Origin of the sequence: Actinoplanes sp. NPDC051851, from assembly GCF_040681165.1 — a bacterium.
Classification (GTDB): domain Bacteria; phylum Actinomycetota; class Actinomycetes; order Mycobacteriales; family Micromonosporaceae; genus Actinoplanes.
In genome coordinates, this window is the sequence record NZ_JBFAYF010000026.1 from 19607 (window position 1) to 42865 (window position 23259).

Annotated in this window: 22 protein-coding genes; 5 read left to right on the forward strand and 17 right to left on the reverse strand. The window is 70.9% G+C overall.

Annotation, left to right across the window (positions count from 1 at the left end):
- Nucleotides 1-847 precede the first annotated feature (847 nt).
- The 4 genes from AB0M08_RS24015 to AB0M08_RS24030 all read right to left on the reverse strand — a co-directional run bounded on the left by AB0M08_RS24015 (nt 848) and on the right by AB0M08_RS24030 (nt 4609).
- On the reverse strand, nt 848-1519 hold the full coding sequence (locus tag AB0M08_RS24015) for a hypothetical protein (protein WP_364497166.1): 672 nt from the start codon (nt 1517-1519) through the stop codon (nt 848-850).
- A gap of 24 nt (nt 1520-1543) precedes the next feature.
- Nucleotides 1544-2824, reverse strand: a complete 1281-nt coding sequence (locus AB0M08_RS24020) for a multidrug effflux MFS transporter (RefSeq protein WP_364497169.1) — start codon at nt 2822-2824, stop codon at nt 1544-1546.
- A 60-nt stretch (nt 2825-2884) separates the two neighbouring features.
- Nucleotides 2885-4054 (reverse strand): Cmx/CmrA family chloramphenicol efflux MFS transporter, encoded by a 1170-nt coding sequence (locus AB0M08_RS24025; protein ID WP_364497172.1) that lies wholly within the window; start codon nt 4052-4054, stop codon nt 2885-2887.
- Between the two features lie 195 nt (nt 4055-4249).
- The gene (locus AB0M08_RS24030) at nt 4250-4609 is read right to left on the reverse strand and encodes a DUF2750 domain-containing protein (RefSeq protein WP_364497175.1); all 360 of its coding nucleotides are present in this window, start codon (nt 4607-4609) and stop codon (nt 4250-4252) included.
- Nucleotides 4610-4725: 116 nt separating this feature from the next.
- Here AB0M08_RS24030 and AB0M08_RS24035 point away from each other — a divergent pair, with 116 nt between their 5' ends.
- Entirely contained in the window at nt 4726-8496 is a 3771-nt protein-coding gene (locus AB0M08_RS24035) for a tetratricopeptide repeat protein (RefSeq protein ID WP_364497177.1), read from the forward strand.
- Nucleotides 8497-8871: 375 nt separating this feature from the next.
- On the opposite strand, the gene AB0M08_RS24040 is transcribed toward AB0M08_RS24035, so the two are convergent.
- The 4 genes from AB0M08_RS24040 to AB0M08_RS24055 form a co-directional block, all read right to left on the reverse strand.
- Nucleotides 8872-9972 (reverse strand): Gfo/Idh/MocA family oxidoreductase, encoded by a 1101-nt coding sequence (locus tag AB0M08_RS24040; RefSeq protein ID WP_364497180.1) that lies wholly within the window; start codon nt 9970-9972, stop codon nt 8872-8874.
- On the reverse strand, nt 9957-10676 hold the full coding sequence (locus AB0M08_RS24045; RefSeq protein WP_364497183.1) for a ThuA domain-containing protein: 720 nt from the start codon (nt 10674-10676) through the stop codon (nt 9957-9959). Before AB0M08_RS24045 ends, AB0M08_RS24040 begins: the two co-directional genes overlap by 16 nt.
- A gap of 30 nt (nt 10677-10706) precedes the next feature.
- Nucleotides 10707-12053, reverse strand: coding sequence for an MFS transporter (locus tag AB0M08_RS24050; protein ID WP_364497186.1), 1347 nt, complete (start codon nt 12051-12053; stop codon nt 10707-10709).
- An 86-nt stretch (nt 12054-12139) separates the two neighbouring features.
- Nucleotides 12140-12481, reverse strand: coding sequence for a metalloregulator ArsR/SmtB family transcription factor (locus tag AB0M08_RS24055; protein WP_364497189.1), 342 nt, complete (start codon nt 12479-12481; stop codon nt 12140-12142).
- A gap of 329 nt (nt 12482-12810) precedes the next feature.
- Between AB0M08_RS24055 and AB0M08_RS24060 the strand changes: the two genes are divergently transcribed.
- The gene (locus AB0M08_RS24060) at nt 12811-13317 is read left to right on the forward strand and encodes a CarD family transcriptional regulator (RefSeq protein WP_364497192.1); all 507 of its coding nucleotides are present in this window, start codon (nt 12811-12813) and stop codon (nt 13315-13317) included.
- Between the two features lie 278 nt (nt 13318-13595).
- On the opposite strand, the gene AB0M08_RS24065 is transcribed toward AB0M08_RS24060, so the two are convergent.
- Entirely contained in the window at nt 13596-14966 is a 1371-nt protein-coding gene (locus tag AB0M08_RS24065; protein WP_364497194.1) for a pyridoxal-dependent decarboxylase, read from the reverse strand.
- 262 nt (nt 14967-15228) lie between these two features.
- Nucleotides 15229-16059: an oxidoreductase gene (locus tag AB0M08_RS24070; RefSeq protein ID WP_364497197.1), complete on the reverse strand. Its 831-nt coding sequence runs from the start codon at nt 16057-16059 to the stop codon at nt 15229-15231.
- Nucleotides 16060-16159: 100 nt separating this feature from the next.
- Between AB0M08_RS24070 and AB0M08_RS24075 the strand changes: the two genes are divergently transcribed.
- Nucleotides 16160-16990 carry a helix-turn-helix transcriptional regulator gene (locus AB0M08_RS24075; RefSeq protein ID WP_364497200.1) on the forward strand — a complete coding sequence of 277 codons (831 nt, stop codon included), beginning with the start codon at nt 16160-16162 and terminating at the stop codon, nt 16988-16990.
- Between the two features lie 188 nt (nt 16991-17178).
- On the opposite strand, the gene AB0M08_RS24080 is transcribed toward AB0M08_RS24075, so the two are convergent.
- The 7 genes from AB0M08_RS24080 to AB0M08_RS24110 all read right to left on the reverse strand — a co-directional run bounded on the left by AB0M08_RS24080 (nt 17179) and on the right by AB0M08_RS24110 (nt 21081).
- Nucleotides 17179-17388, reverse strand: a complete 210-nt coding sequence (locus tag AB0M08_RS24080) for a hypothetical protein (RefSeq protein WP_364497203.1) — start codon at nt 17386-17388, stop codon at nt 17179-17181.
- Nucleotides 17385-17756 (reverse strand): YbaB/EbfC family nucleoid-associated protein, encoded by a 372-nt coding sequence (locus AB0M08_RS24085; RefSeq protein WP_364497205.1) that lies wholly within the window; start codon nt 17754-17756, stop codon nt 17385-17387. Before AB0M08_RS24085 ends, AB0M08_RS24080 begins: the two co-directional genes overlap by 4 nt.
- Entirely contained in the window at nt 17756-18184 is a 429-nt protein-coding gene (locus tag AB0M08_RS24090; RefSeq protein WP_364497208.1) for a YbaB/EbfC family nucleoid-associated protein, read from the reverse strand. Before AB0M08_RS24090 ends, AB0M08_RS24085 begins: the two co-directional genes overlap by 1 nt.
- Nucleotides 18166-18903 carry a hypothetical protein gene (locus AB0M08_RS24095; protein WP_364497211.1) on the reverse strand — a complete coding sequence of 246 codons (738 nt, stop codon included), beginning with the start codon at nt 18901-18903 and terminating at the stop codon, nt 18166-18168. Before AB0M08_RS24095 ends, AB0M08_RS24090 begins: the two co-directional genes overlap by 19 nt.
- A gap of 15 nt (nt 18904-18918) precedes the next feature.
- Entirely contained in the window at nt 18919-19221 is a 303-nt protein-coding gene (locus AB0M08_RS24100) for a hypothetical protein (RefSeq protein WP_364497214.1), read from the reverse strand.
- Between the two features lie 272 nt (nt 19222-19493).
- Complete coding sequence (locus tag AB0M08_RS24105; protein ID WP_364497216.1) at nt 19494-20273, reverse strand: DUF2927 domain-containing protein; 780 nt, start codon at nt 20271-20273, stop codon at nt 19494-19496.
- A gap of 232 nt (nt 20274-20505) precedes the next feature.
- Nucleotides 20506-21081: a helix-turn-helix domain-containing protein gene (locus AB0M08_RS24110; protein ID WP_364497218.1), complete on the reverse strand. Its 576-nt coding sequence runs from the start codon at nt 21079-21081 to the stop codon at nt 20506-20508.
- A 129-nt stretch (nt 21082-21210) separates the two neighbouring features.
- On the opposite strand from AB0M08_RS24110, the gene AB0M08_RS24115 reads away from it, so the two are divergent.
- Nucleotides 21211-22098 carry a chlorophyllase gene (locus AB0M08_RS24115; RefSeq protein WP_364497221.1) on the forward strand — a complete coding sequence of 296 codons (888 nt, stop codon included), beginning with the start codon at nt 21211-21213 and terminating at the stop codon, nt 22096-22098.
- 65 nt (nt 22099-22163) lie between these two features.
- The gene (locus AB0M08_RS24120; protein WP_364497223.1) at nt 22164-23033 is read left to right on the forward strand and encodes an LLM class flavin-dependent oxidoreductase; all 870 of its coding nucleotides are present in this window, start codon (nt 22164-22166) and stop codon (nt 23031-23033) included.
- Nucleotides 23034-23259 lie beyond the last annotated feature (226 nt).

The window sequence follows — 23259 nt, forward strand, 5'->3', positions numbered from 1 at the left end:
CCCGCTCAGAACGTTGCGCCAAATCCCATCGTCCATACCACGAACCACCAGATTCAAAGCACCGCCATAGACAACCGCACTAGGCGCGGAAGGAGTCAGTCCCCCACCCGGAAGCCGACTCCAACCACTCCACGAAGACCCGCTCAGAACGTTGCGCCAAATCCCATCGTCCATACCACGAACCACCAGATTCAAAGCACCGCCATAGACAACCGCACTAGGCGCGGAAGGAGTGAGCCCCCCACCCGGAAGCCGACTCCAACCACTCCACGAAGACCCGCTCAGAACGTTGCGCCAAATCCCATCGTCCATACCACGAACGAAAAGGTTCAGGCTGCCGAGATAATTGACCGCGACCGGGGCGTCAGGAGTCAGTCCCCCACCGGGCACCGGGCTCCAGCCGCTCGAAATAGCCGCCGCAGCCATGCCGGGCTGCTCGGTTCGTGTCTGGGCGTCAGCGGGTCGGGCGACGGCACCGAGCATTACCAAGACCGCTAGCATCGCGCCGAGGCAAGCGCGGCCGCGTCCCCTGCGCGACGGCGACGATTCTACGTGGATCATGACGTTATTCCTCTTCTGTCCGGAAATGTCTGGTTGATGCCAGGCAGTGAGGATAGCTATCAGATCGCCGGGCGCTCCCTCGATCTTCGAAATTTCACCCGGGGCCTCCGTGCTGGGCGTTCAGCGCCATGTCACCATTCACGAAGTTCTTGATCCGCCGATAGCGGCTGCGCACCCCGGAACCGCAGGAGTCCACCCCGCTACGAGGCGTCTATGAGGTGGGCGAGTCCCCCGCCGGAGGAGCGGCTGCAGGCCGAACTCGTAGATAGGACGCTGCCTGATCCGGTCAGAACGGCCGGTCGTGGTCGTCCACGGTGGTGGCGGCGAGGGCCGGGGCGAGGGCGGTCATCCGCAGGCGGGTCGGGGCGTCGGCGTGGCGGACCTGGATCGCGCCGTCGTCGACGTAGAACGGGATCGGGTCGCCGGACGGGTGGGCGGTCCAGCAGGACACCTCGGGGCACGCGATGGTGCGTACCCCGGAAGGAAGTGGGGTCTTGATCCTCGTCATCGGGGTGAAGTCGGGCTGGGTGGCGGTGACGGAAGCCCACTCGCCGGGGGTGATCGGGGTGGGACGGCGGAGGAAGTGCCGGTCGCGGGCGATCGCCGACCAGTCGCGTTCGCCGGAGCGGAGCCGGTCGCCGTCGCAGGAGTAGAGCTCACCGTTGTCGCCGATCGGCCAGGCGTCGAGGTGGGCCGCCAGCTCGACCATGCGGCGGACGAAGGGTGGCTCGGGGTTCTTGATGCTGAGACGGCCGTACTGGAAGAGCAGGTAGTGCTCGCGGTCCGGGGCGCTGCCGGTCCAGAGCACGAAGCAGAAGTCCGGGCGCCGCGGTGCGTCCGGTGGGATGGCGAGGTCGGGCTCGGCGGCCACCAGGGCCTCGACCTCGCCGGCCAGGATCGGGAACCACTCGCTCTCGTAGTCGATCAGGGCGCGGGTGATGTGCAGGTCGTAACCCATCGCGCCATCCTGGCAGGGGGCCGGTCAGTGCGCGAGGACGATCACCGGCTCCCGGTCCTCGATCACCAGGCGGTGCGGGCGGACCACCAGGAAACCGACCAGCGCGGCCGCGACCATGCCGCCGAAGACGACGACGGCCATCGCCGCCGCGCCCACGCCGAGCATGCCGACCAGCGGAGCAGCCAGGGCGCCGACCACCGACTGGACCGCGCCGAGCAGGGCCGCCGCGGTGCCGGCCGCCTCGCCGTGCCGGGAGAGGGCCAGGGCCGGGGCGTTCGGCATGATCAGGCCGACCATGGCGAGCACCAGCCAGAGCGGGATCAGCAGGCCGAACAGTCCGCCGGCTCCGGTGGCGGCGGTGATCAGCAGGATCAGCGCGAAGCCGACGCCGGCCACCAGCGAGCCGCCGAGGATCTGCTGCGAGGTCCAGCGGCGCAGCAGCCGTACGTTGGCCTGGGTGGCACCGATCAGCCCGATCGCACCGGACGCGAAGATCACCGCGAACTGCTGGGCGCTCATCCCGAAGCCGTCCTGGAAGACGTAGGAGGAGCCGCTGACGTACGCGAAGAGGGCCGCCATCGCGAGCCCGGCGACCAGCACGAGACCGACGTAGACCCGGTCGGTGAAGAGGCGGCCGTAGTCACGGGCGGTACCGAGCAGCCCACCGTTGCGACGCCGGGCGACCGGCAGGGTCTCCGGCAGGGCCGACGCGGACGCCAGCATGATCCCGGCACCGGCGGCGGCGAGCACCACGAAGACGCCGCGCCACGACGTCCAGTTGACCACCAGACCGCCGATGGTCGGCGCGAGGATCGGGGCGACGCCGACGACCAGCATCAGCCGGGAGAAGAGCCGGGCCGCGGCCTGGCCGTCGAAGAGGTCCCGCACGATCGCCATCGCGACCACCGAGGCCGCGGCGGCGCCGAAGCCCTGCAGCACCCGGAGCGTGCCGAGCAGGGCGAGACCGGGCGCGAACACGCAGAGGATCGAGGCGAGCACGTGCACCGCGACACCGCCCAGCAGCGGCAGGCGGCGCCCGAACGCGTCCGAGAGCGGGCCGACCAGCAGCTGGCCGAAGCCGAGACCGGCCAGCGTACCGGTGAGGGTGAGCTGGACCGCGGCGCTGCTGGCGTGCAGGTCGTCGGAGATCGTCGGCAGCGAGGGCAGGTACATGTCGATGGTGAGCGGGCCGAGCGCGGTGAGCAGCCCGAGCACGAGAAGGATCCGGAAACGGCGCCCGGCGGGCAGCCGCTCTCCGGGTGAGAGTTCCTGGTCGGGCGGGGTGTCGGTGCGAGTCTGAGCCACGTTCTCGACAAGTTGTCCCGCGCCCAGGTTCTTCCGCCATCGGCGTACTGGTAACGGTGATCACACCGGCCCGCGAACCTTCGTATCGGTGGTACCGGTGGCGCGGGCCGCTCCGGCCGACAGGAGGGCGGCGGCCACCAGCAGGGCACTGACCACCAGCGGCGACCGGTAGCCGTGGCCTGCGCTGAGCGCGAGGCCACCGACGGCGGGCCCGGCGGCGGCACCCACGTTCATCGCGCCGGTGGCGAACCCACCGGCCATCGTGGGCGCGCCGGCCGCCGCGTACAGCGCCTGGGCGATCAGAGCGGACCCCACGCCGAACGAGAGCGCGCCCTGGACGAAGACGAGGATCAGCGCGAGCGCCGGGTTCCCCGCGGTGACGGCGAACAACAGCCAGCCGGCCAGCAATGCCACACCACCGAAGACCAGGACCTTTCCGGTACGGGTGTCGGCACCCCGGCCACCCGTGTTGACGCCGACGAACGACCCGATGCCGAACAGCGCCAGCGTGACCGGGACCCAGCCGGTACTCAACCCGGTCACGGTGGTGATGACGGGCGCGAGGTAGGTGAACGAGCAGAACGTGGCACCGTTGACCAGCGCGCCGAGTACCAGCGTCACGATCAGCCGGGGCGAGCGCAGCACCCGCAGCTCGTGCCGGGCACTCGGCGCGTTCGGATCGACGGGTGCCACCGGTACCGACCACAGGATCGCGATCACCGCAGGCGTGGAGAGGATCACGACGGCCCAGAACGCCGACCGCCAGCCCCACGCCTGGCTCACCACCGCGCCGAGCGGGACGCCGGCGATACAGGCGAGGGTGATGCCGCTCAGCAGCACCGAGGTCGCCCGGCCCTTGGCCTGCGGTCCGGCCATCGCCGTCGCGGTCGCCAGGCCGACGGCGAGGAAGCCTGCGTTGGACAGCGCGGCGATCACCCGGGTACCGAAGAGGACCTCGAAGCTGCTGGTCAGGGCGCCGGCCACATGGGCGAGGACGAAGACGACCAGGAAGGCGAGCAGCGCCCGGCGGCGGGGCCACCGCAGGCTCAGCATCGCGACCGCCGGGGCACCCACGATCATGCCGATGGCGAAGGCGGAGGTGAGTGAACCGATGGCCGAGACCGAGACGTCCAGGTCGGCGGCCATTGCTTCGACCAACCCGGACAGCATGAATTCCGACGTTCCCTGGGCGAAGACGGCCAGCCCGAGAACGTAGATGGCGAACGGCATGAAGAGAGCTCCAACTACATCGCGGTCAATGAAGGAAGCGATGCGGTGGACCCGTGGCGGATGCGCGACGCACTGCCCGGCGTGAGGCCTGCGAGGGCAGGGTCGTCAGCAGGTTGTGCGATCAGCCACCGGACACCGGTGGCTGGAGTCTCTCCGCCTCGGGACTCGACATGCCGCCCACCGTAACAGCGCCGGTCAGTGCCGGTACTGCCGCAGTGCGTGTTCCAGCCGGTTCAGGACCTCGGGCACGGTCAGGTCCCACCCGGTCAGTCGCTCTCCGGTCCAGTTGACGCCGATCCGGAGATCCTCCCGGGCCAGGTCCGGGAGCGCCCTGTCGCGCCAGCGGTCGAGCGGCATCGACACGGGCCGGTATCCCGGGCCCCAGAGCGCCGCGGCGGTGCGCGAACGCTTCTCCGAGGACCAGTACGGGAAGACCTCGTCGCCGCTCTCCAGGATGAAGGTCGGGCCTCCGTCATCGTTGCGGACCCACCACACCGTCCGGCGTTCGGCTATCTCCCGGAAGAAGGCCGCCGTTTGAGGTCCGCTTGCACTCATCCGTTTTCCGTCCGGATACGTCTGATCTCCGAAAAACCTCGAATGATAATCAATCAGGCGATAAGGCTACCGCGGCATGGTGACCGGTCGGCGCCGGCTGTCCGTCAGGTGGGGGCATGAGGTCGCGGGATGCTGCGCTGGATGTGGTGCTGTCGGTGGCCGGCGCGGAGGTGCGCCTGACCGGTGGCGGTGTGGACGTGTCGGCGCCGCATGGTGGGGTGCGTCCGGGTCTGGTGCATGCGCTGCACGATGTGTGGCGGGAGCGGGCCCGTTCGGGTGAGGTGGTGTCCCGGCCGCGGGGTGATGTGGCGGTGAAGGATCTGGCGGTGGTGGAGCGGCCGGGGTTGGTGTCGCTGCGGTCGGCGGGGGTGTTGCTGGCGGAGTCGTTTCTGCCGGAGCCGGTCGCGGTGGCGTTGCGGGGCCTGGTGGAGCGGGCGGTCCGGGAGCATCTGGTGCTTCGGCTGGGGGTGGCGGCACCGGAGCTTGGGGCGTTGCCGTGGGAGGCGTTACCGGATCCGGTCACCGGGCAGCCCCTGGCGTTGCATCCGCATGTGGTGATGTACCGGCGGACGGGGGCGTCGGCGGGGTCTCGGCTGGCGGGGCCGTTGCGGATCGTGGTGGCGATCGCGTCGCCGGAGCACGGCGGCGGGGTGCTGCTGGATTACGAGCGGGAGTTGCGCTCGGTGGTGGCGGCGGTGCGGCAGGCTCGCCGGTTCGAGGCGCGGGTGGAGGTGGTGCCGTTCGCGACGACGGCCGGGATCCGGGCTGCTCTGGATGTGCCGGGTGGGGTGCATGTGCTGCACATCTCGGCGCACGGCCGGCCCGGTGTCCTGGTGCTGGAGGATGAGGCGGGTCATGCCCGGCCGGTGACGGCTGCGGAGTTGGTGGCCGAGGCGATCCCGCCGGGGCGGATGCCGCCGGTGGTGGCATTGGCGGCGTGTTACACCGACGCCGATGGTGAGGAGCAGGGCAGTTCGTTCGCGGGCCGGTTGGCCGAGCGCGGGGCGTGCGCGGTGATCGGGACGCAGACGAGTGTGTCGGATCGGTACGCGACGTTGTTGTTCGCCCGGGTGTACGCGGAGTTGGCGGCCAGTTCGGATCCGGATGTGCTGGTCGCGGTCTGTGAGGCCCGGCGACGGGTGCAGGCCGATCTGCTGGCCGGTGGGGACGGGGCGGCGCACGGGCTGGCGGGGATGGACGAGTGGGGTGTGGTGACGGTGTCCGCCGGGGGGCCGCAGGTGCCGGTCATTGACCACCGTCAGGAGCGGGTCGCCGGGCCGGTGGTCCGTAGTGCCCGGTGGGGGCCGGTCGAGGCTCGCCCGGTCGGGCAGTTCGTCGGCCGCCGGGCGTTGCAGCGCACGCTGCCGGGCGTCCTGGCCGGTGACGAGGGCGCCGGGCTGGTGTTGCACGGCATCGGCGGGATCGGCAAAACCACCCTCGCCGCGGAGATCCTGCGCCGCACGGTCGACGCGGACCCGTCCTGGCAGGTGGTGCCGCTGTACGGGGTGGTGGACCCGGACGTGATCCTACGCAAGGTCGGTGCGGCAGTCCGTCTGGAACGGGTGCGTCGTGGCGTTGCGCCGGGGGCTGCGGTGCAGTTCGCCGGTCAGGTGGACGTGCCGTGGCCGGACCGGCTGACGCTGCTGCGTGACGATGTCCTGGCGGATGTGCCGGTGCTGCTGGTGCTGGACAATTTCGAGGACAACCTCGATCAGGCCACCGTTGCCATCACCGACGAGCACCTGGCCGCGTTCCTCGCCGCCTGGGTCGCCGATCCGGGCCGGAGCCGGATACTGATCACGTCGCGGCATCCGTTCGCGCTGCCCGGCGGCGCGGAAAGCGAGTTGCGGGTGGTGCCGGTCGGGCCGATGTCGGCGGCGGAGACCGGGAAACTGCTGTGGTCGCTACCCAACATCGACCGGCACGCGACCAACCGGGAGACGACCGAGCAGGTGTGGCGGATCGTGGGCGGACACCCCCGGTCCCTGGAGTATCTCGACGCGCTGCTCGGCCACGGCGACGCCCGGTTCGACGACATCACCGACCGCCTCGGCGCCGCTGCCGAACTACGCCTCGGCGCGCAGCAGGCCCGAGAGTGGCTGGCCCAGGACCGGACCCTCGCCGCGGCCCTGGCCGATACCGTCACCCTCGCCGCGGACGATGTCCTGCTCACCGCCCACCTCGACCGGCTCGCCACCATCGAGGGCACGATCGAGGTACTGATGGCGGTCAGCGTCTACCGCGAACCCGTCCCCACCCTCGCCCTCGCCTTCCACACCGGCACCCCCAAACCCCTCGACCAGGCCACCGCCGACACCACCAGCCACCACGCCCGGCGGCAACGCCTGGGTGAGGAGATCACCGCCCTGCTCGCCGCGTACGACCTCACCCCCGAGCTGATGGCCGGTCTCGACGACGACGGCCCGTTCACTCCGGACGATCGTGACGCCCTCCGCCAGCTCGTCGGCGCCGTCAACCAGCCGCCACCACCGCCGTACACGGAACCCGCAGTCCTGGCCGGGATCCTTGAGGTGCTGGCCGCGTCCAGCCTTATCCACCTCGACCCGGCCACCGGCATCGTGTTCATGCATCGGTGGACCGCAACTGAACTGGAGCACCGCTGGCAGCGGACCGCGACGCTCGACCCGGGGAAGAACCCGATCCTGCGAGCCCACCAGGCCGCTGCCGCGTACTGGCAGTGGCGAGTCGACCAGTGGCCGCAGGACCGGGTCGCCGACGTGCACGATATGCACGAAGCCCGCCACCACGCCGTCACCGCCGGGGACCAGGACACGGCTGGCACCCTGACCGAGTACCTCTGCAGTCAGCTACGGAACTGGGGGGCGTGGGACCAGGCCACCACCCTCATCCACGACACCCTGCGCTGGCTACCCACCACCTCCCCCCGCTATACCGCATACATCCACACGCTCGGCAATCTCGCGTACCTTCGCGGCGACCACGCGGAGGCCGAGCGCCGCTACCAGCAAGCCCTCACCATCAGCGAGCAGCGCGGCGACCAGGCCGGCATCGGCGGCAGCCACCACCAACTCGGCATGCTGGCCCAGGCGCGGGGGGACTACACCGAGGCCGAACACCGATACCAGCAATCCCTCACGATCAGCGAGCAGCTCGGCGACCAGGCCAGCATCGGCCGCAGCCATGGCCAGCTCGGCATCCTGGCCCAGTTACAGGGTGACTACGCCGAGGCCGAACACCGATACCAGCAAGCCCTCACGATCAGCGAGCAGCTCGGCGACCAAGCCAGCATCGGCGGCAGCCACCACCAACTCGGCATCCTGGCCCAGGACCGGGGGGACTACACCGAGGCCGAACACCGATACCAGCAAGCCCTCACGATCAGCGAGCAGCTCGGCGACCAAGCCAGCATCGGCGACAGCCACCACCAACTCGGCAACCTCGCGTACCTTCGAGGGCACTACGCCGAGGCCGAACACCGATACCAGCAATCCCTCACGATCGACGAGCAGCTCGGCGACCAGGCCGGCATCGGCGGCAGCCACCACCAACTCGGCATCCTGGCCCAGGCGCGGGGGGACTACGCCGAGGCCGAGCACCGCTACCAGCAATCCCTCACGATCAAAGAGCAGCTCGGCGACCAGGCTGGCATCGCCACCAGCCGCAGTCAGCTCGCCATCCTCCGCGCCGCCACCGGCGACACGACCGCCGCCATCCACCTGCACATCCTGGCCCTCGCCATCCGACTCACCATCGGCGCGCCCCAAACCATCGACATCACCCGCCTCATCGAACTCCGCGACCAGGTCGGCACCACCTCATTCGCCGACACCGCCCGCCAAGTCATCGACCTCGGCTCCTACACCAATCTGATCGCCGTCCTCGACACCCACCATCGTGAGCAGTAGCCCCGCCGCCCGCCGCATGCCGTGTCCCCTGGAGGGGCATCGGGGCTTCCGGCTCTCCGTCGCCGAGCTACGACGGCATCCCGGCTACGGGGGCCGCGCTACGTCGACCTTGGCGCCGCCATCGCCGTCGACGGCCGCCTGACGCCCCGGCTCATCGGTGACGCGGCCCGCGACGGCCGCCATGACGAGCAGGACCTCAAACGCGTCTGGCACTACGTTGCGCGCTTCGGCGTACCGGAACCGCGGGCCCGGTCGACGCCCACGCTGCCCGGCAACGCCGGCGCGGCCAGGGCGTAGACCGTGGTGGGTACGGTGAGACCGAAAAAGATCAGCCGCGGCGCAGCACCGAGTCGAGCCCGGCGACAACGTGACGGGTCAGCGGGGCGCCCGGGTGTCCAGCGCGGTCAGCGGGACGGGCTCCGGGACGGTGCAGCCGGTCCGGGTGGTCACCGGCATCCCCTCACCTGCGGCCGAGGTGAGGATGCACTCCATCACGTCGAGGACGTGCAGGGCCAGCTCGGATCCGGCCCGTGCGGTGGCCCGGTCGGCGCTGCGCGCGATGTCCGCCAGCCCGCAGCCCCGCTCGGCGTCGCGATATCCGGCGCACTCGGCCACCGGCTGCCACCCCCCGCCGACCGGATGCAGCAGCGGCTCTCCCCCGAACCCGTTCGGGTCGGGTACCACCAGCGAGCCCTTCTCCCCGTGCACCTCGATGTTGGCCGACCGGGTCGCCGCGGTGTCGAAGCTGACCACCAGCGTGGTGAGCGCCCCGCCCGCATGCCGCAGCAGGGCGGTGACGTGCGTGTCGACGGTGACCGGGATCGTCTCACCGGCCCGCGAACCGGACCCGATGGTCCGTTCCGTCCGGGAGCGGCTGCCCAGCCCGGTCACTGCGGCGACCGGGCCGAGCAGCGTGACCAGCGCCGACAGGTAGTACGGCCCCATGTCCAGCAGCGGCCCGCCGCCCTCGGCGTAGTAGAAGTCCGGGTTCGGATGCCACCGCTCGTGCCCGGGCACCGCCATGGTCGCGGACGCGCCGACCGGCCGCCCGATCCGCCCGTCGTCGATGACCTTCCGGGCGCTCTGCACGCCGGTGCCGAGGACCGTGTCCGGCGCGCAGGCGACCCGTACTCCGGCATCGTCCGCAGCGGCCAGCAACGTCCGCGCCTCGGCGTACGACACGCAGAGCGGCTTCTCGTTGTAGACGGACCGGCCGTTCCGCACCGCCCGCGTCGCCACGTCCAGGTGCTGCCGGGGCGTGGTCAGGTTGAGCACCCACTCGACCTCCGGCAGCTCGTCGAAGGCGTCCGGGGTGACCGCGGTGACGCCGTGCCGGTCCGCGGTGGCGGCGGCCTTCGCCGGGTCCAGGTCGGTGACCGCGACGACCGTGGTCTCCGGCAGCGCGGTCAGCGTGCCCAGGTACCTGTCGGAGATGTTCCCGCAGCCCACGACCCCGATCCTCAACGGCTCGCCCACAGCAGGCTCCTCTCGACGATGGTCCGTACGCTCGGGTTCTCCAGGACGTCGAGGCTGTGCCCGGGCGTCACCACCACGACGCGCCCGCGGCCCCACGCCCGGGTCCAGACCGCCGGGACGGTGACCGGCCGGTGCCACGGGTGCCACGGCGGCGCCGGGTGGGTGGTGGTGGCGAGCACGTCGTTGTACTCGTCGGTGAGCACCCAGTACTGCTCGGTCGTCAGGTCGAAGTCGGCGAGGCCCGCCACCACCGGATGCTCCGGCGCGGTGATGGTCACGGCGTACGGGAGATAGTTGTCCGCCTGATCACCGGAGCGCTGGTCGGGGTGCCGGCTGGGGTGGCAGGCGAACTGCCCGCCGATCAGCTGCAGGTAGTCGGCGGCGTCGCGGAACGAGTCGGCGATCCCACCGTGCCAACCGACGAGCCCGGTCCCGCCCGCCACCGCCGCGCGCAGCCCGCGCACCGCGTCCCGCGAGATCGTCCCCATCGTGTAGCACTGCACGATCAGGTCGACGTCGGCCGTCTCCGGATCGGCATAGCTCTCCGGCGTGTCCGACAGGACAACGTCAAAACCGTTCTCCTTCAGGTACGGGAGGAACAGGTCGGTCGCCTCGACGGGGTGGTGTCCGTCCCAGCCGCCGCGCACCACCAGCGCACGACGACCACCGGTAGACACATGGGACTCCGTCGATGGATTGCTCATCGCATCAGACTAGCGCCGGCTACCGGGACCTCAGGCCGCGCTCGGCCACTTCGCGTGACAGTCGTCGATCACGAACGCGTGGCCGTGCTCGAAGCCTCCGGTGCCCGGTTTCGCGCCCACCAGGTGCGGGTGCCCCGCGGGCAGGTCGGTGTGCACGTGCGGCAGCACCCCGGGGTCCACCGCGGGCCACATGATCGCGGCCGCGGCGACGGCGGCCAGGGAGATCCCGGCCAGCACGACGGCGGTGACCGGCACCCCGGCACCGGCCGCCAGCCAGCCCGCCAGGGGGTAGGTCACCAACCAGCAGCCGTGCGACAGCGAGAACTGCGCCGCGAACGCGGCGGGCAGGTCGGCGTCGGCCGCCGAGCGGCGCACCACGCGGCCGCCCGGGGTCAGCACCGCCGAACCGGCCGCACCGATCCCCGCCCAGCAGACCAGCAGGAGGGCCCACTTCCAGGCTGCCGGCGCGCCCCCGGTCGCCGTCGCGACCGCCGCGGTGACCGCCGGCAGCACGAAGCCGGCGACGAGCATGATCCGGCGGTCCGAGATCCGGCGCAGCACCCGGGGCAGCACCAGCGCGGCGAGCAGCGAGCCGGCACCGTAGGCGCCCAGGGCGAGCGAGACCGCGCTCGCCGGGCGCCCGAAGACCTCCCGCACGACGACCACGGTGTTCACGAAGACGATCGCGCCGGCACCGGCCACCGCCAGGTCGAGGGCGAGCAGCGCGCGAAGTCGCGGGGTGGCCCGGAAGAGCCGGGTGCCGAACGCCGCGCCGGCAGAGAGCCCGCCGGAGCGCTTCACCGGCCGGATCGCCGGCAGCGCCACCGAGACGACCAGCAGGGCGGAGCCGATCAGGCCGAGGGCCGTGCCGGTGAACAGCCACCGGTAGGAGACGACCGTCAGGAGCAGGGTGGCCAGCGCCGGGCTGAACAGGCTCTCCAGGTCGTACGCCATCCGGGACAGGGAGAGCGCCTGGGTGTAGTCGCGCTCGTCGGGCAGCACCTCCGGGATGCTCGCCTGGAAGGTCGGCGTGAAGATCGCCGAGGCCGCCTGCAGGGCGAAGACCAGCAGGTGGATCTGCCAGATGTGCGTGACGAACGGCAGGCTCAGCGCCACACCGGCCCGGATCACGTCCATGCCGGCCAGCAGCGCCCGGCGCGGCACCCGTTCGGCCAGCACCGCCGCGGCCGGCCCGAGCGCGACGTAGGCGACCATCTTGATCGCCAGCGCGGTACCGAGCACCGGTCCGGCGTGGTCACCGGCGATGTCGTAGGCCAGGAGACTCAGCGCCACCGTGGCCAATCCGGTGCCGACCAGCGCCACGACCTGCGCGGCGAACAGGTGGCGGAAGGTGCGATGTCGCAGGACGAGCAGCATGGCGTTTCCCTCGGTGACGAGAGCGGGACGCCACCGATACTACGAACATGTGCGCACGGATGCACCCTTTTGGCGAAGCGCCCGGGTCAGTCGTGCGACGGCAGGTCACCGAGCTCGTGGTCGGCCGCGCTCAGCGCCTCGGCGACCAGCCGGCTCAGATGCCCGTGCCGGACCGCGTAGATGACCCGGCGCCCCTCCTTGCGGGTCGTCACGACCCCGGCGAGCCGCAACTTCGCGAGATGCTGACTCACCGCGGGCCGCGCCCCGCCGGTGGCCTCGGTCAACTCGGTGACGCCGGCCTCACCACGGCTCAGGTGCTCCAGCAACGCCAGCCGGGTCCGATCGGCCAGCAGCATCAACAGCGTGACGGCGACTTCCAGTCGTTCGGTGCTCGAGTGGAGATCGTGGTCCTGCGCACTCCCGGCCATGCCGACAGCGTAGAGCGACCGTCGTCCGCCCCCTCCGCTCGCCCGCCCCCATCTGGCAATTACCGGTAAGCGGTCAGTGAATAACGCCATTGACTGCGACGCCGGCTACACCAGCCTGGCCACTCCGGCTCTGCCTCCGGAAGCTGTTGACGGGGACACGGCGTCCCGTATAATCCTCGGACCCTAATGGCCGGAAGCACCATGATGAATCATGTCGGGCCCATTTCTCCGCGCTGATGACCGTCATTCCTCGGAGAGCGGCGCTCCTGACCACTACCGGCCGGCACCGCGGTCGTCCAGCACCACCGGAAAGCACGGAAGAAGCAGGAATGAATCTAGAGATCGGCAGTGCCCTCATGCATCCGCGACACGGCGCGGTCACCGTTTCCGATCTGGGTCATCGGCAGGTCAACGGCGCGCCGGTGGAGGTCGTGACGTTCACCGTCAACGCCACGAACATGCAGATCACGATCCCGGTGGCGAACGTCGACGCGGTCGGGCTGCGGCAGCCGATCGACTCCGCGCGCGTCGACGAAGTGCTGGACATCCTCGCCTTCAGCACGGAGGAGTTCGACGGCAACTGGTCACGCCGCTACAAGGCGTACGAGGCCAAACTCGCCAGCGGGGACATCCGTGCCACGGCCCAGGTGGTCCACAGTCTCGCGGTACGCCGGCACGACACCCGGATCTCCGCCGGCGAGCAGCGCCTGCTCGGCCGGGCACGGGCCCTCCTGGTCGACGAGCTGGTCCAGCACCCCCGTTTCGACGACCGGACACACGCCGAGAGCTGCATCGATGAGGCGCTGGGCCGCATGTTCGACCGCGGCGCGTCATGACACCGGCACACGAGCCCGGAATCGATTTCCCCTGAACAACGTCGCGCCGGCCGGCATCCTCCCGGAGATCGCCGCTAAGAACTGTTGAAAATGACATTCTCATGCGCCGCGCGGATGGCGATGACCTCCTTTTCCACGCGGTCGACAGGAGCTCGCCGAATTGGCGGCTGCCGAGTGATCCCGGTCGCGGTGACCGTCACCGTCGTCGTCACGTGCCGCTGCCCCCGAAGCACCTTCCATCTGGCGCGCTGAGCGGTCCCCCGGTACCGGGGGTCCGCTCAGCCGAGGACCTTCCGGAACGCCGCGACGATGCGGTCCTCGTCGGACTCGCCGGTGCGCCAGTTGCTGAACGCCAGCCGCAGGCCGGGTGTACCGGCGTAGACGGTCGGCGTCACGAACGTCTCGCCGGTGTCGGCCACCGCGGCGGCCACCTCGGCCGGGTCGCCCGGTACGGCCAGGCAGACCACGTTGAACCGGACCGGCGCGAGAAGGCGTACACCCGGGATCGTGGCGAGGGCGGCGCCCACCCGGTGCGCCGACGCCACGTTGCGGACGACGATGTCCCGGTGCCCGGCGATGCCGTACGCGGTGAGCGAGAACCACGCCGCCAGGGCGCGCAGCCGCCGTGAGTTCTCCGGGGTGAGGTGGAGCAGGTCGGTCGGCGATCCGGGGGTGCCCAGGTAGGCCGCGGAGTTCTGGAACACCCGGGCCTGCAGGTCGGGCCGGCGGGTGAACTGCACGGCCGAGTCGTACGGCACGTTGAGCCACTTGTGCAGGTCGACGCAGACCGAGTCGGCCCGGTCCAGCCCCACGACCAGGTGGGCGTGCTCGGGGTGCAGGGCCGCGAAGCCGCCGAACGCCGCGTCGACGTGCAGCCAGAACGGGTAGCGCTCCCGCAGCTCGGCGATCGCGGCCAGGTCGTCGTAGTCGACGGTGTTGACCGTCCCGGCGTTCGCCACCACGATCGCCGGAGCCCCGTCCAGGGCGGCGAGCGCCGCTTCCAGGGCGGCCAGGTCGACCGCCTCACGGTCCGGCTGCACGGTCACCGGACGCAGGCTGTCGCGGCCCAGGCCGAGCATGGAGAGCGCCTTGAAGACGCTGGAGTGCGGCGTGCCGGAGAGCACCACCACCTCGCCGAGCGCCCCGACACCCTGCCGGGCCACGTCGACGCCGAGTCGCTCGCCGAGCCACTCCCGGGCGATCGCCAACCCGACGACGTTCGACATCGTGGCCCCGCTGACGAACGTCCCGCCGAACGCCTCGCCGAGCCCGAACGCCTCGCGCAGCCAGGCGACCGTCTCGAGCTCCAGCGTCGTGGCGCCGGAGCCGCCGCCGTTGCCGGCGTTCTGGTCGAAGGCCGTGGCCAGCCAGTCACCGGCGACCGCCGCGGGCGTGGCGCCGCCGGTGACGAAGCCGAGGTAGCGCGCTCCGGCACTGCCCGAGAACGTCGGTTCCCAGCGCCGGGCGAACAGCTCCAGCGCGGCCGCCAGCCCCACACCGTCACGCGGCAGCGGCGCGGAGCCCTCCGGCCGCACGCTCACCGCGGCCGGGCGATCCTCCACCGCGGCCAGCGCCGTCGCGGCGAACCTGCCGGTGAGTTCCAACAGTTCGGGCAGCGCCGCTCGGTCCGCGGCCAGTCGCTGATCCATACCCGAAGCGTAGGGAACCCCTCCTGAACACGCGCGATCCAATTCACCGGCGCTGGCCTCCGGCTGCTCATCGGCGTGGAGACGTTCGGCGTGATCAGCTACACACGAAGCGCTCCTGCCGATCCTCCTCTTCCTGGTGCCGCTCGTCGTGCTCGCCGTCATCGTGCTCTCGTTCGTCACCGGCTCCGGTGATCGGCCCGAGCCTGACCGGCCTGCGGCGTCGGCATCACCGCCCGGCCCTGCTACGCCGGCTGGGCGCGGATCACCGAGGTGAATCGGTGGAGCGGGACACCTGCTCCCAGCGGTCGATGTCGGCGTCGACGGCGGTGCGGCCGGCCCGGACGATCCGCAGGGCGTCGGAGCCGAGGACGAGATGCCGCGGCGGCTCGGGGGTGTCGAGGATGTGCAGCACGGCGGCGGCCGCGCGGGCCGGGTCGCCGAGTTGCCGGCCGTGGGCGTCGCGGCGGGCGGCGCGGAGGGGGTCGAACAGCTCGTCGTAGTCGGCGATCGTGCGCGGTGCCCGGGTCATCGAGCGCCCTGCCCAGTCGGTGCGGAACGAGCCGGGCTCCACCGCGGTGACGTGGATGCCGAAGGACGCGACCTCCTGGGCGAGGGATTCCAGGATGCCCTCGAGGGCGTACTTGCTGCCGCAGTAGGCGGAGACCCCGGGAAAACCGGCCAGGCCACCCATCGAGGTGACGCCGAGGATGTGGCCGCGGCGACGGTCCCTCATGTACGGCAGAACGGCCTGGACGGTGGCCGCGGCGCCGAAGACGTTCACGGCGAACTGGGCGCGCACGGCCGACAGCGGCGTCTCCTCGAACGTGCCCTCCAGCCCGTACCCGGCGTTGGCGATCAGCACGTCGATCGGGCCGACGGACTCCTCCACCTCGCGGATCGTCGCGACGACCGCCGCGTCGTCGGTGACGTCGAGGACGCGGGCGTGCGCGTTCGCCGGGTGCAGGCCGGCGAACGACGTCGCGTCGGCGTCGGAGCGGACCGTGCCGACGACGGCGTGCCCGGCGGCCAGCGCGGCCACGGCGAAGGCGCGGCCCAGACCGCTGCTGACCCCGGTGATGAGAACTGTCTTCATGCCGCCAGCCTCGGCCGCCGCCACCCGCACTACCAGGACGGTTCCTTCCTGGGTACGGCGTACCCAGGCACCGTGGCGCCGCCCGGCCTAACCTCGGGGCATGACCGGAAACGATCTCGGCGAGTTCCTGCGCGCTCACCGGTCCCGCCTGCGCCCCGAGGACGTGGGACTGCCCTCCTACGGCCGGCGGCGGGTGGCCGGGCTGCGGCGCGAGGAGGTCGCCGTACTGGCGGGCATGAACAGCGACTACTACGCCCGGCTGGAACAGGGCCGTGAGCGCGGTCCGTCACCGCAGATCCTGGACGCGATCAGCGCCGCCCTGCGGATGGACGAGCCCGCGCGCGAGCACCTGTACCGGCTGGCCGGGACGGCGTCGGGCACCCGTCGTGCGCCGCGGCTGACGATCAGCGGTCCCCTGCGGCACCTCCTCGACGCGCACACCAGCGCCCCGGCGTTCGTACTCGATCCGGCGAAGGATCTGCTCGCGGCGAACGCCCTGGCCGAGGCGCTGTTCTCCCCGTTCGCGGCGATCGGCAACCTGGCGTGGATGACCTTCCTCGACCCGGCGGCCCCGCGGTTCTTCCGCCACTGGGACGCGTTCGCCGCGTCGATCGTGGCGGGGCTGCGTCACGCCGCCGGGACCGACCCGGACTACCCGCGCCTGCGTGACCTCGTCGCATCCCTGAACGCGGCGAGTGAGACGTTCGCCGCGCTGTGGGACTCACCGACGGTCTACGGCAAGAGCCAGGACGCCACGGAGATCGAACATCCGGAGGTCGGCTCGCTCTCGCTCACCTCGCAGTCCTTCGACGTACGCGCGGCGCCCGGGCAGATGCTCGTCGTCTACCAGCCCGAACCCGGCAGCCCCAGCGCCGGGGCGCTCACCCTGCTCGGCACTCTCCACGCCACCGAGCACCCGTCACCACGCTAGCCGACGGTCACGACCGTCGGCCTCCCGGGATGTAGCCGCCCCGCACGATGCGCCGCCGGCCATCAGCCGCGAACGTCCAGACCGACATTCGCGGCGCAGGTCAGCGCATCGGTGTGGCGGCCAGGACGGGGCAGGCGGTCGCGTGAAACCACGGCCGGCGAACACGTGCCGGACCGGCACGGCAGACCTCAGCGGTTGCGGTAGGCGCGCAGCATCAGGATCAGGGCCCAGCCGAGTGCCGCCATCAGGATCAGCCACAGGACCGCGAAGCCGGCGCTCAGGCTCGGCGCGCTGTCCCAGAGGTCGACGACGGTCTTACCCGCGGCGCAGGTCAGGGCCGTCGCGGTGAAGATCAGGATGCCGACGTTGCGTGCCTTGGTCCGCGGGTCGAGGTTCATCGGGGATCGCGGGGTGCCGGGGCGTTCGGGATCAACGACGACGGGTCGCGCATCAGGTCGGCGACCGTGTGGTCGCCGATCCGGACCGAGGCGAGGAACTCCTCGCGGGCGTCGTCGGCGGCCTGCTCGGCGGCGCGTACCGTCGCGGTGACCAGTTCACCGAGGGTGAGGTTGTCGACCCGGCGTTTCGCCTCCGGCGAGATCCGGATCTCCAGGAGCTCCTTGCTCCCGGAGACCCGCACGGCGACCTCGCCCTCGGGGGACGACACCTGGTATTCCGCGGACGTCGACTGCTCGGCGAACGCGGTCGCCCGGGCGATCATGGAGGGTAGGTCCGCGGTCAGGCGCCGCAGGTCGTTGAGGTCCATCAGCGCAGCCTCTCCGCGGCCCGGCGCAACCGGGCCGCAGCGGTCTCGACGTCGATCGGCGGTGGGGTCAGTTCCCCGCCCGCGCTCGCGGCCATCTCCTCCTGGATCCGCTCGGTCATCCGCCCGCGAGCGGCGAGGATCGCCTGCCGGCACGCCTCGCCGAGCCCGGCCGCGTCGAGCCCCCGGACGGCGTGCGGGCTGATGTAGACGCTCTGCAGCTGCGCATCACCGGTCACCTCGGCGGTCACCGTGCCGGTCTCGTCGGTCGCCTCGAACCGTTCCACGGTCAGCGCCGCGATCCGGTCGCGGTACTCCTGCACCGCCTCGTTCAGCACCCGCAGGGACGCCGGCGTGTAGCCGTGTCGCTGGGCGTCCTGCGCGGCACCGGAGACGTCGTCGACGCCCGGGCTCACGACTTCTTCTCCCATTCGTCGTACCGTGAGATCACGGCCTTGACCGGCTCGGGAAGCCGCACGCTCGCCGCGTCGATCCGGCCGTCCTTCTCGCCGATCTTGTTCTTGAGCGCGTCGAACGCGTCGCCGAGGGTCTTGTTCGTCGTCCAGAGCGTGGCCACGGCGGCGACCATCGCCGCGATGACCGCCAGGATGACCGGTGCCCAGACACCGAAGACCGCCCACTTCGCGGCCGGCGAGAACGGGCCACCCGCGTTGGAGGCCAGCGCGGCCACGATCGCGCCGACGGTCGCCGAGAAGTAGGCGACCAGCGTGGAGATGACCACGATCGCCATCTGGGTGCAGGCGTCGTCCATCAGGTTGCAGGCCTCCCGCAACCGGGCCAGCACCTGCAGGAGGGTGCCGTTGACGAAGCCGTGGAAGCTCTCGGCGGCGCTGTCCTTCCACTGCGCGAACATCGCGGCGTCGGCCTCGGTGAGGTCCGCGACCGCCGCGTCGAAGACGTTGAACAGCTCGCTCCATTCGCCGGAGGCACTCGTCCACACCTCCGGGTCGACCACGTTGGGCACCACCACGGCGGTGCCGATGGCCGCGGCGGCCATCCCGGCGCCGGAGGGTTCGAGCGCGACGATCAGCAGCGCGCCGGTCCCGATCACCACCGACCGCCAGACCCAGGTGTCTCGCGCGTCGCTCTCCGCACTCAGATCGAAGATGCCGCCGTCGTCCCATGCCATTGCGCCGGTCCCCCGTCAGCCGTTGTCGTACGTGAAGCTCTCGGAGTGCTCCTGCTCCATCTGCTCGTAGTGCGCCGCCACCCGGGTGAGCGCCGTTCCGGTGGTCTCCAGGATGTCCTGGACCGCGATCGTCACGTTCTCGATGCCGCTGCGCACCTTCTCGTAGTCGTCCCACGCGGCGAGGGAGAACAGCGGATACGCCTCCTTGGGCATGGCCAGGGCGGCGACGGTGGCGCGGGTGTTGCCACTGAGCGCATCGGACTGTGCCGTCAGGCGGGTGGCCAAGTCACGCAACGCTTCGGTCTGCACCGATGTCATGAGGCCGCCTTGTGATCCGCGTACCAGGACCCCGCGATCCTACGGCAACACACCCCGGGCGGCAACGCTGCGTGATCAACCCACTACCCCAAGATCAAAGTCCAGTTCCTCCCACCCGGGTACGCCCACCGCGGGCCCACACACATCACCACACCCACCGGCCGGGACGGAGGCCGCGGCGAACTCGTCAGCCGGGCCGGACGGATGACAGCACGGTGGCGGAGAAGCGCGCCTTCCCCGCGGACTTCGGCCCGGCCGTGTCCCGCTCCGGTTCAGCCGACGGTCACCGCTTCCTTGACGATCTGCGGGGTGTCGCCCGGGTAGACCGATCCGCTGTAGAGCAGGCCGATGACCTCCTTGTCCAGGGCCGTGTACTTCATCGCCGCCGGAGAGGACCTGGCGTAGAAGACGCTGCCCGGATGCTTCGTGGACGTGCCGACCAGTCCCATGCTGCCGGTCAGCTCGCCGCGGATCATCCGGCATCGGTCGCGTTCGGTGGTCCCCGACGACCGGATCAGGACGATGGCCGAGTTGATCGTGTGGTACCGACTCCAGTTCACGGTGAAGGAAGCGTCGCCCGACACGTAGTCCTCGTCGAGGGAATGGAACGTGGACTTCGCCGCGAAGTAGAGGTCGATGTCCGCCGTCGCCTCGGTGGTCAGCTTCATGTCGGTCGTCGCGGTGATCGCGTTGAAGTCCTTGACCACCGTACCGAGGCAGCTGCGGCTCTTGGCGTTGCCGCCGTGCACCCGGATCGTGACCTCATCCGTCTCCCACCGCGTGACGTACTTGACCTTGGCGCCGTACTTCCCACCGAACGCGATGGCGGAGAAGTAGTCCATTCCGGCCTTGCTGATCCGTGGCTTCACCGGCGCGGCCGACGACGCGGAGACCGACGGCGACGGGGAGACCACCGGCACCGAGGGCGGCGCGCTCCCGGCGACCGCCGCCGTGCCGGTGGCCCCGCCGCCGGTGCTCCCGGCCAGGCCCGCACTCACCACGACGACCACCGACAGCAGGGCACGACGGCCCCGGCCCAGCACGACACCCATGACGGACTCCCCCCGAAGAGCCCGGCGACGCCCGGCTCCGCGAGATCGTAAGGCGCTCTCGGAGTCGCTGACCACCGTGATTTCCGACTCGGCCCACGAGTTCGGCAAGCGCGACTTCGCCCTCATGGTCGCCGCCTCATGGTCGCCGCCGGGCCGAGCGTGGACCCACGACGATGCGCACGTCAGCGTCGACGGTCCGGACCTGCGTGGCGTCCTACCGCCCCTCGGTCGTCTACTCGGGACGCAGGCCGGCCAGCAGGACGCCCACCATCCGCCGGGCGTCGTACGGAATGTCCTTGTTCACGCCGATGCACAGATTGCCCACGCCGATCATCAGCTCCAGCGCCTCGATGTCGCCGCGCACCTCGCCCGCCGACCGCGCCGCCGCGAGCAGATCACCACAGACCGGCAGCAGGTTGTCGAGGAAGTAGCTGTGCAGCGCCTGGAATGTCGCATCCTCCGACCGCAGCGCCTCGGCCAGCCCGTGCTTGGTGACGAGGAAGTCGACGAAGAGATCGACCCACTCGACCAGCGCCGCGTAGGGCTGCGACCCCCGCGCGAGCAGCGCCTTCCCGGTCTCGACGCACGCCTCGACCTGGAGCCGGTAGACCGCGACGACCAGGTCCGCCCGGGTCGGGAAATGCCGGTAGATGGTGGCGACACCGACACCCGCGAGCGCCGCGATCTCGCGCACCGGCACGTCGACGCCCGAGGCCACGAACGCCGAGGCCGCCGCCTTCAGCAGGGCCTCCTTGTTGCGCCGCGCGTCGGTTCGCGCACCGGGCACCGGCTTCCTCGCCTCGGCCATGCCCTGTCGCCTCCGTCACACTCGCCTTGAAAAACGGAACACAGTTCCGTACGGTCAAAACGGAACGCTGATCCGCTGACCGAGTATGCCAGATCCGCTGCTCGGAGGCCATACCATGGAGCAAACCTCATGATCAAAACCGTGCTTTCGGTACGCCCCATCGCCCTCCCCGCCGCCGACCGAGGCACCGACCTCGAGGTCCGGGTGACCGCACCCCTCACCGGAACCGACCTGCCCGTGATCGTCTTCTCGCACGGCGCCATGCAGTCGATGGACGCCTACGCCCCGCTGGTCGACGCCTGGACCGCCCACGGATTCGCCGTCATCCAGCCCACCCACCTCGACTCGGCATCACTGAACGTCACCCCCGACGACCCGCGCTACGCCGACATCTGGCGCTTCCGCGTCGAGGACATGTCCCGCATTCTCGACAATCTGGACCTCATCGAGAACGCCGTCCCCGGTCTCGCGGGCCGCCTGAGTCACGAACAGATCATCGCCGCCGGACACTCCTGGGGCGCGCAGACCGCCAGCATGCTGCTCGGCGCCCGAGTCCTCGACAGCGACGGCGTACCGGAGAATGACCGGACTGACCTGCGTTTCAAGGCGGGCCTGCTCTTCGCTCTGCCCGGCACCGGCTTCGGCGACCTCACCCCGTTCGCCGCACAGAACTTCTCCTTCATGAACCCCGGCTTCACCACGATGACCGCTCCCGCCCTGATCGTCACGGGCGACAAAGACCAATCCCTTCTCTCGGTACGCGGCCCGGAGTGGTTCACCGACGGCTACCACCAGAGCCCGGGCCCGAAGACCCTGCTGACCTTGCACGGCGGCGAGCACACCCTGGGCGGCATCCACGCGTACCGCTCCACCGACACGACCGACGAGAGCCCGGACCGCGTCGCCCTCATCCAGGAGGTCACCCTCGCCTACCTGCACAGTGTCCTCACCGAGGCCGCACTCGACCACCGGGCCGTCGACGTGCCGACCGAGCTGGGTCACCTCGAATCCAAATAACGATTCCCACGGATGAACCCGGGGGTTCCCACGGAAGGCAATCGATGAGCAAAGGACCAGCACGCATGCGCAGCTTCGGCATCATGACCGCCCCGATGCAGGTGGACTACGCCGACATCCTCCCCGTCTGGAGGGAGGCCGACGCCATCCCGCAGATCGAGCACGCCTGGCTCTTCGACCATCTCCTCCCGCTCGCCGGGCCGATGACCGGCCCCACCTACGAAGGCTGGACCCTGCTCGCGGCCCTCGCCGCCCACACCCGCCGACTACGCGTCGGCCTGCTCGTGACCAGCAACCGATTCCGTCCGCCCGCTCTGCTGGCCAAGATGGCGGCCACGGTCGACGTGGTGGCCGACGGCCGCCTGAACTTCGGCATCGGCGCCGGTTCCCGCCCGGACATCCCCTGGGCCCGCCGCGAGTACGACGCTCACGGACTCCCGTACCACGACTTCGCCCACTCTATCGCGAGTCTCGACGAGGCCTGCACGGTCATCCGGCGCCTGTGGACAGAGGCCGAGCCCTTCGACTTCCCGGGCGAGCACGTCCAGCTCAGCGGCGCCGTCTGCAACCCGAAGCCGGCCCAGCGGAACCCGTACCCGCCCATCGTCATCGGTGGGCGCTCCACCGCTCTACTGCGGGTGATCGCCCGGCACGCCGACGTCTGGAACATCCCCGGCGGCGACATCGCCGACGCGGTCGGCCGCAGCGCGCTCCTGGACCGCCTCTGCGGCGAGATCGGCCGCGACCCGGCGGCCATCACCCGCTCCATGCACCTCTCGGTCAGCTACGACGAGCCCGCCACCACGCGCGCGGCCATCGACGAGGCGCTCGCCGCCGGCTTCTCGCACATCGTGCTCGGTCTCGGCGCTCCGTATCCCGCGGGGGTCGCCCGCTGGGTCGCCGACGAGCTCATCCAGGACCGGGCGAGCATCTGACCGTGCCCCGTCCCGCGCCTTGACCCTCCCCTTGGGACAAGGTCCAGACTTTCCGCATGGCCGCGTTGCGGCCGGGGGGATGTCCCAGCGCTTCGGTGGCCCCTACGGTCATCGCAGCGGCTTCACCGAGGAAGAGCCGGCCACGCGCGGGTAGCGCGTGGCCGGGCAGAGCGTGGCCGGGCAGAGCGTGGCCGGGCAGAGCGTGGCCGGGCAGAGCGTGGCCGGG

Coding starts and splice junctions, on each gene's coding strand:
- AB0M08_RS24110 (WP_364497218.1), bottom strand. CDS start 21,081: ATGGCCGAGGCGAGGAAGCCGGTGCCCGGTGCGCGAACCGACGCGCGG.
- AB0M08_RS24120 (WP_364497223.1), top strand. CDS start 22,164: ATGCGCAGCTTCGGCATCATGACCGCCCCGATGCAGGTGGACTACGCC.
- AB0M08_RS24075 (WP_364497200.1), top strand. CDS start 16,160: ATGACCGGAAACGATCTCGGCGAGTTCCTGCGCGCTCACCGGTCCCGC.
- AB0M08_RS24025 (WP_364497172.1), bottom strand. CDS start 4,054: ATGCCGTTCGCCATCTACGTTCTCGGGCTGGCCGTCTTCGCCCAGGGA.
- AB0M08_RS24035 (WP_364497177.1), top strand. CDS start 4,726: ATGAGGTCGCGGGATGCTGCGCTGGATGTGGTGCTGTCGGTGGCCGGC.
- AB0M08_RS24105 (WP_364497216.1), bottom strand. CDS start 20,273: ATGGGTGTCGTGCTGGGCCGGGGCCGTCGTGCCCTGCTGTCGGTGGTC.
- AB0M08_RS24045 (WP_364497183.1), bottom strand. CDS start 10,676: ATGAGCAATCCATCGACGGAGTCCCATGTGTCTACCGGTGGTCGTCGT.
- AB0M08_RS24090 (WP_364497208.1), bottom strand. CDS start 18,184: ATGGGAGAAGAAGTCGTGAGCCCGGGCGTCGACGACGTCTCCGGTGCC.
- AB0M08_RS24065 (WP_364497194.1), bottom strand. CDS start 14,966: ATGGATCAGCGACTGGCCGCGGACCGAGCGGCGCTGCCCGAACTGTTG.
- AB0M08_RS24055 (WP_364497189.1), bottom strand. CDS start 12,481: ATGGCCGGGAGTGCGCAGGACCACGATCTCCACTCGAGCACCGAACGA.
- AB0M08_RS24050 (WP_364497186.1), bottom strand. CDS start 12,053: ATGCTGCTCGTCCTGCGACATCGCACCTTCCGCCACCTGTTCGCCGCG.
- AB0M08_RS24060 (WP_364497192.1), top strand. CDS start 12,811: ATGAATCTAGAGATCGGCAGTGCCCTCATGCATCCGCGACACGGCGCG.
- AB0M08_RS24080 (WP_364497203.1), bottom strand. CDS start 17,388: ATGAACCTCGACCCGCGGACCAAGGCACGCAACGTCGGCATCCTGATC.
- AB0M08_RS24085 (WP_364497205.1), bottom strand. CDS start 17,756: ATGGACCTCAACGACCTGCGGCGCCTGACCGCGGACCTACCCTCCATG.
- AB0M08_RS24115 (WP_364497221.1), top strand. CDS start 21,211: ATGATCAAAACCGTGCTTTCGGTACGCCCCATCGCCCTCCCCGCCGCC.
- AB0M08_RS24095 (WP_364497211.1), bottom strand. CDS start 18,903: ATGGCATGGGACGACGGCGGCATCTTCGATCTGAGTGCGGAGAGCGAC.
- AB0M08_RS24030 (WP_364497175.1), bottom strand. CDS start 4,609: ATGAGTGCAAGCGGACCTCAAACGGCGGCCTTCTTCCGGGAGATAGCC.
- AB0M08_RS24015 (WP_364497166.1), bottom strand. CDS start 1,519: ATGGGTTACGACCTGCACATCACCCGCGCCCTGATCGACTACGAGAGC.
- AB0M08_RS24100 (WP_364497214.1), bottom strand. CDS start 19,221: ATGACATCGGTGCAGACCGAAGCGTTGCGTGACTTGGCCACCCGCCTG.
- AB0M08_RS24070 (WP_364497197.1), bottom strand. CDS start 16,059: ATGAAGACAGTTCTCATCACCGGGGTCAGCAGCGGTCTGGGCCGCGCC.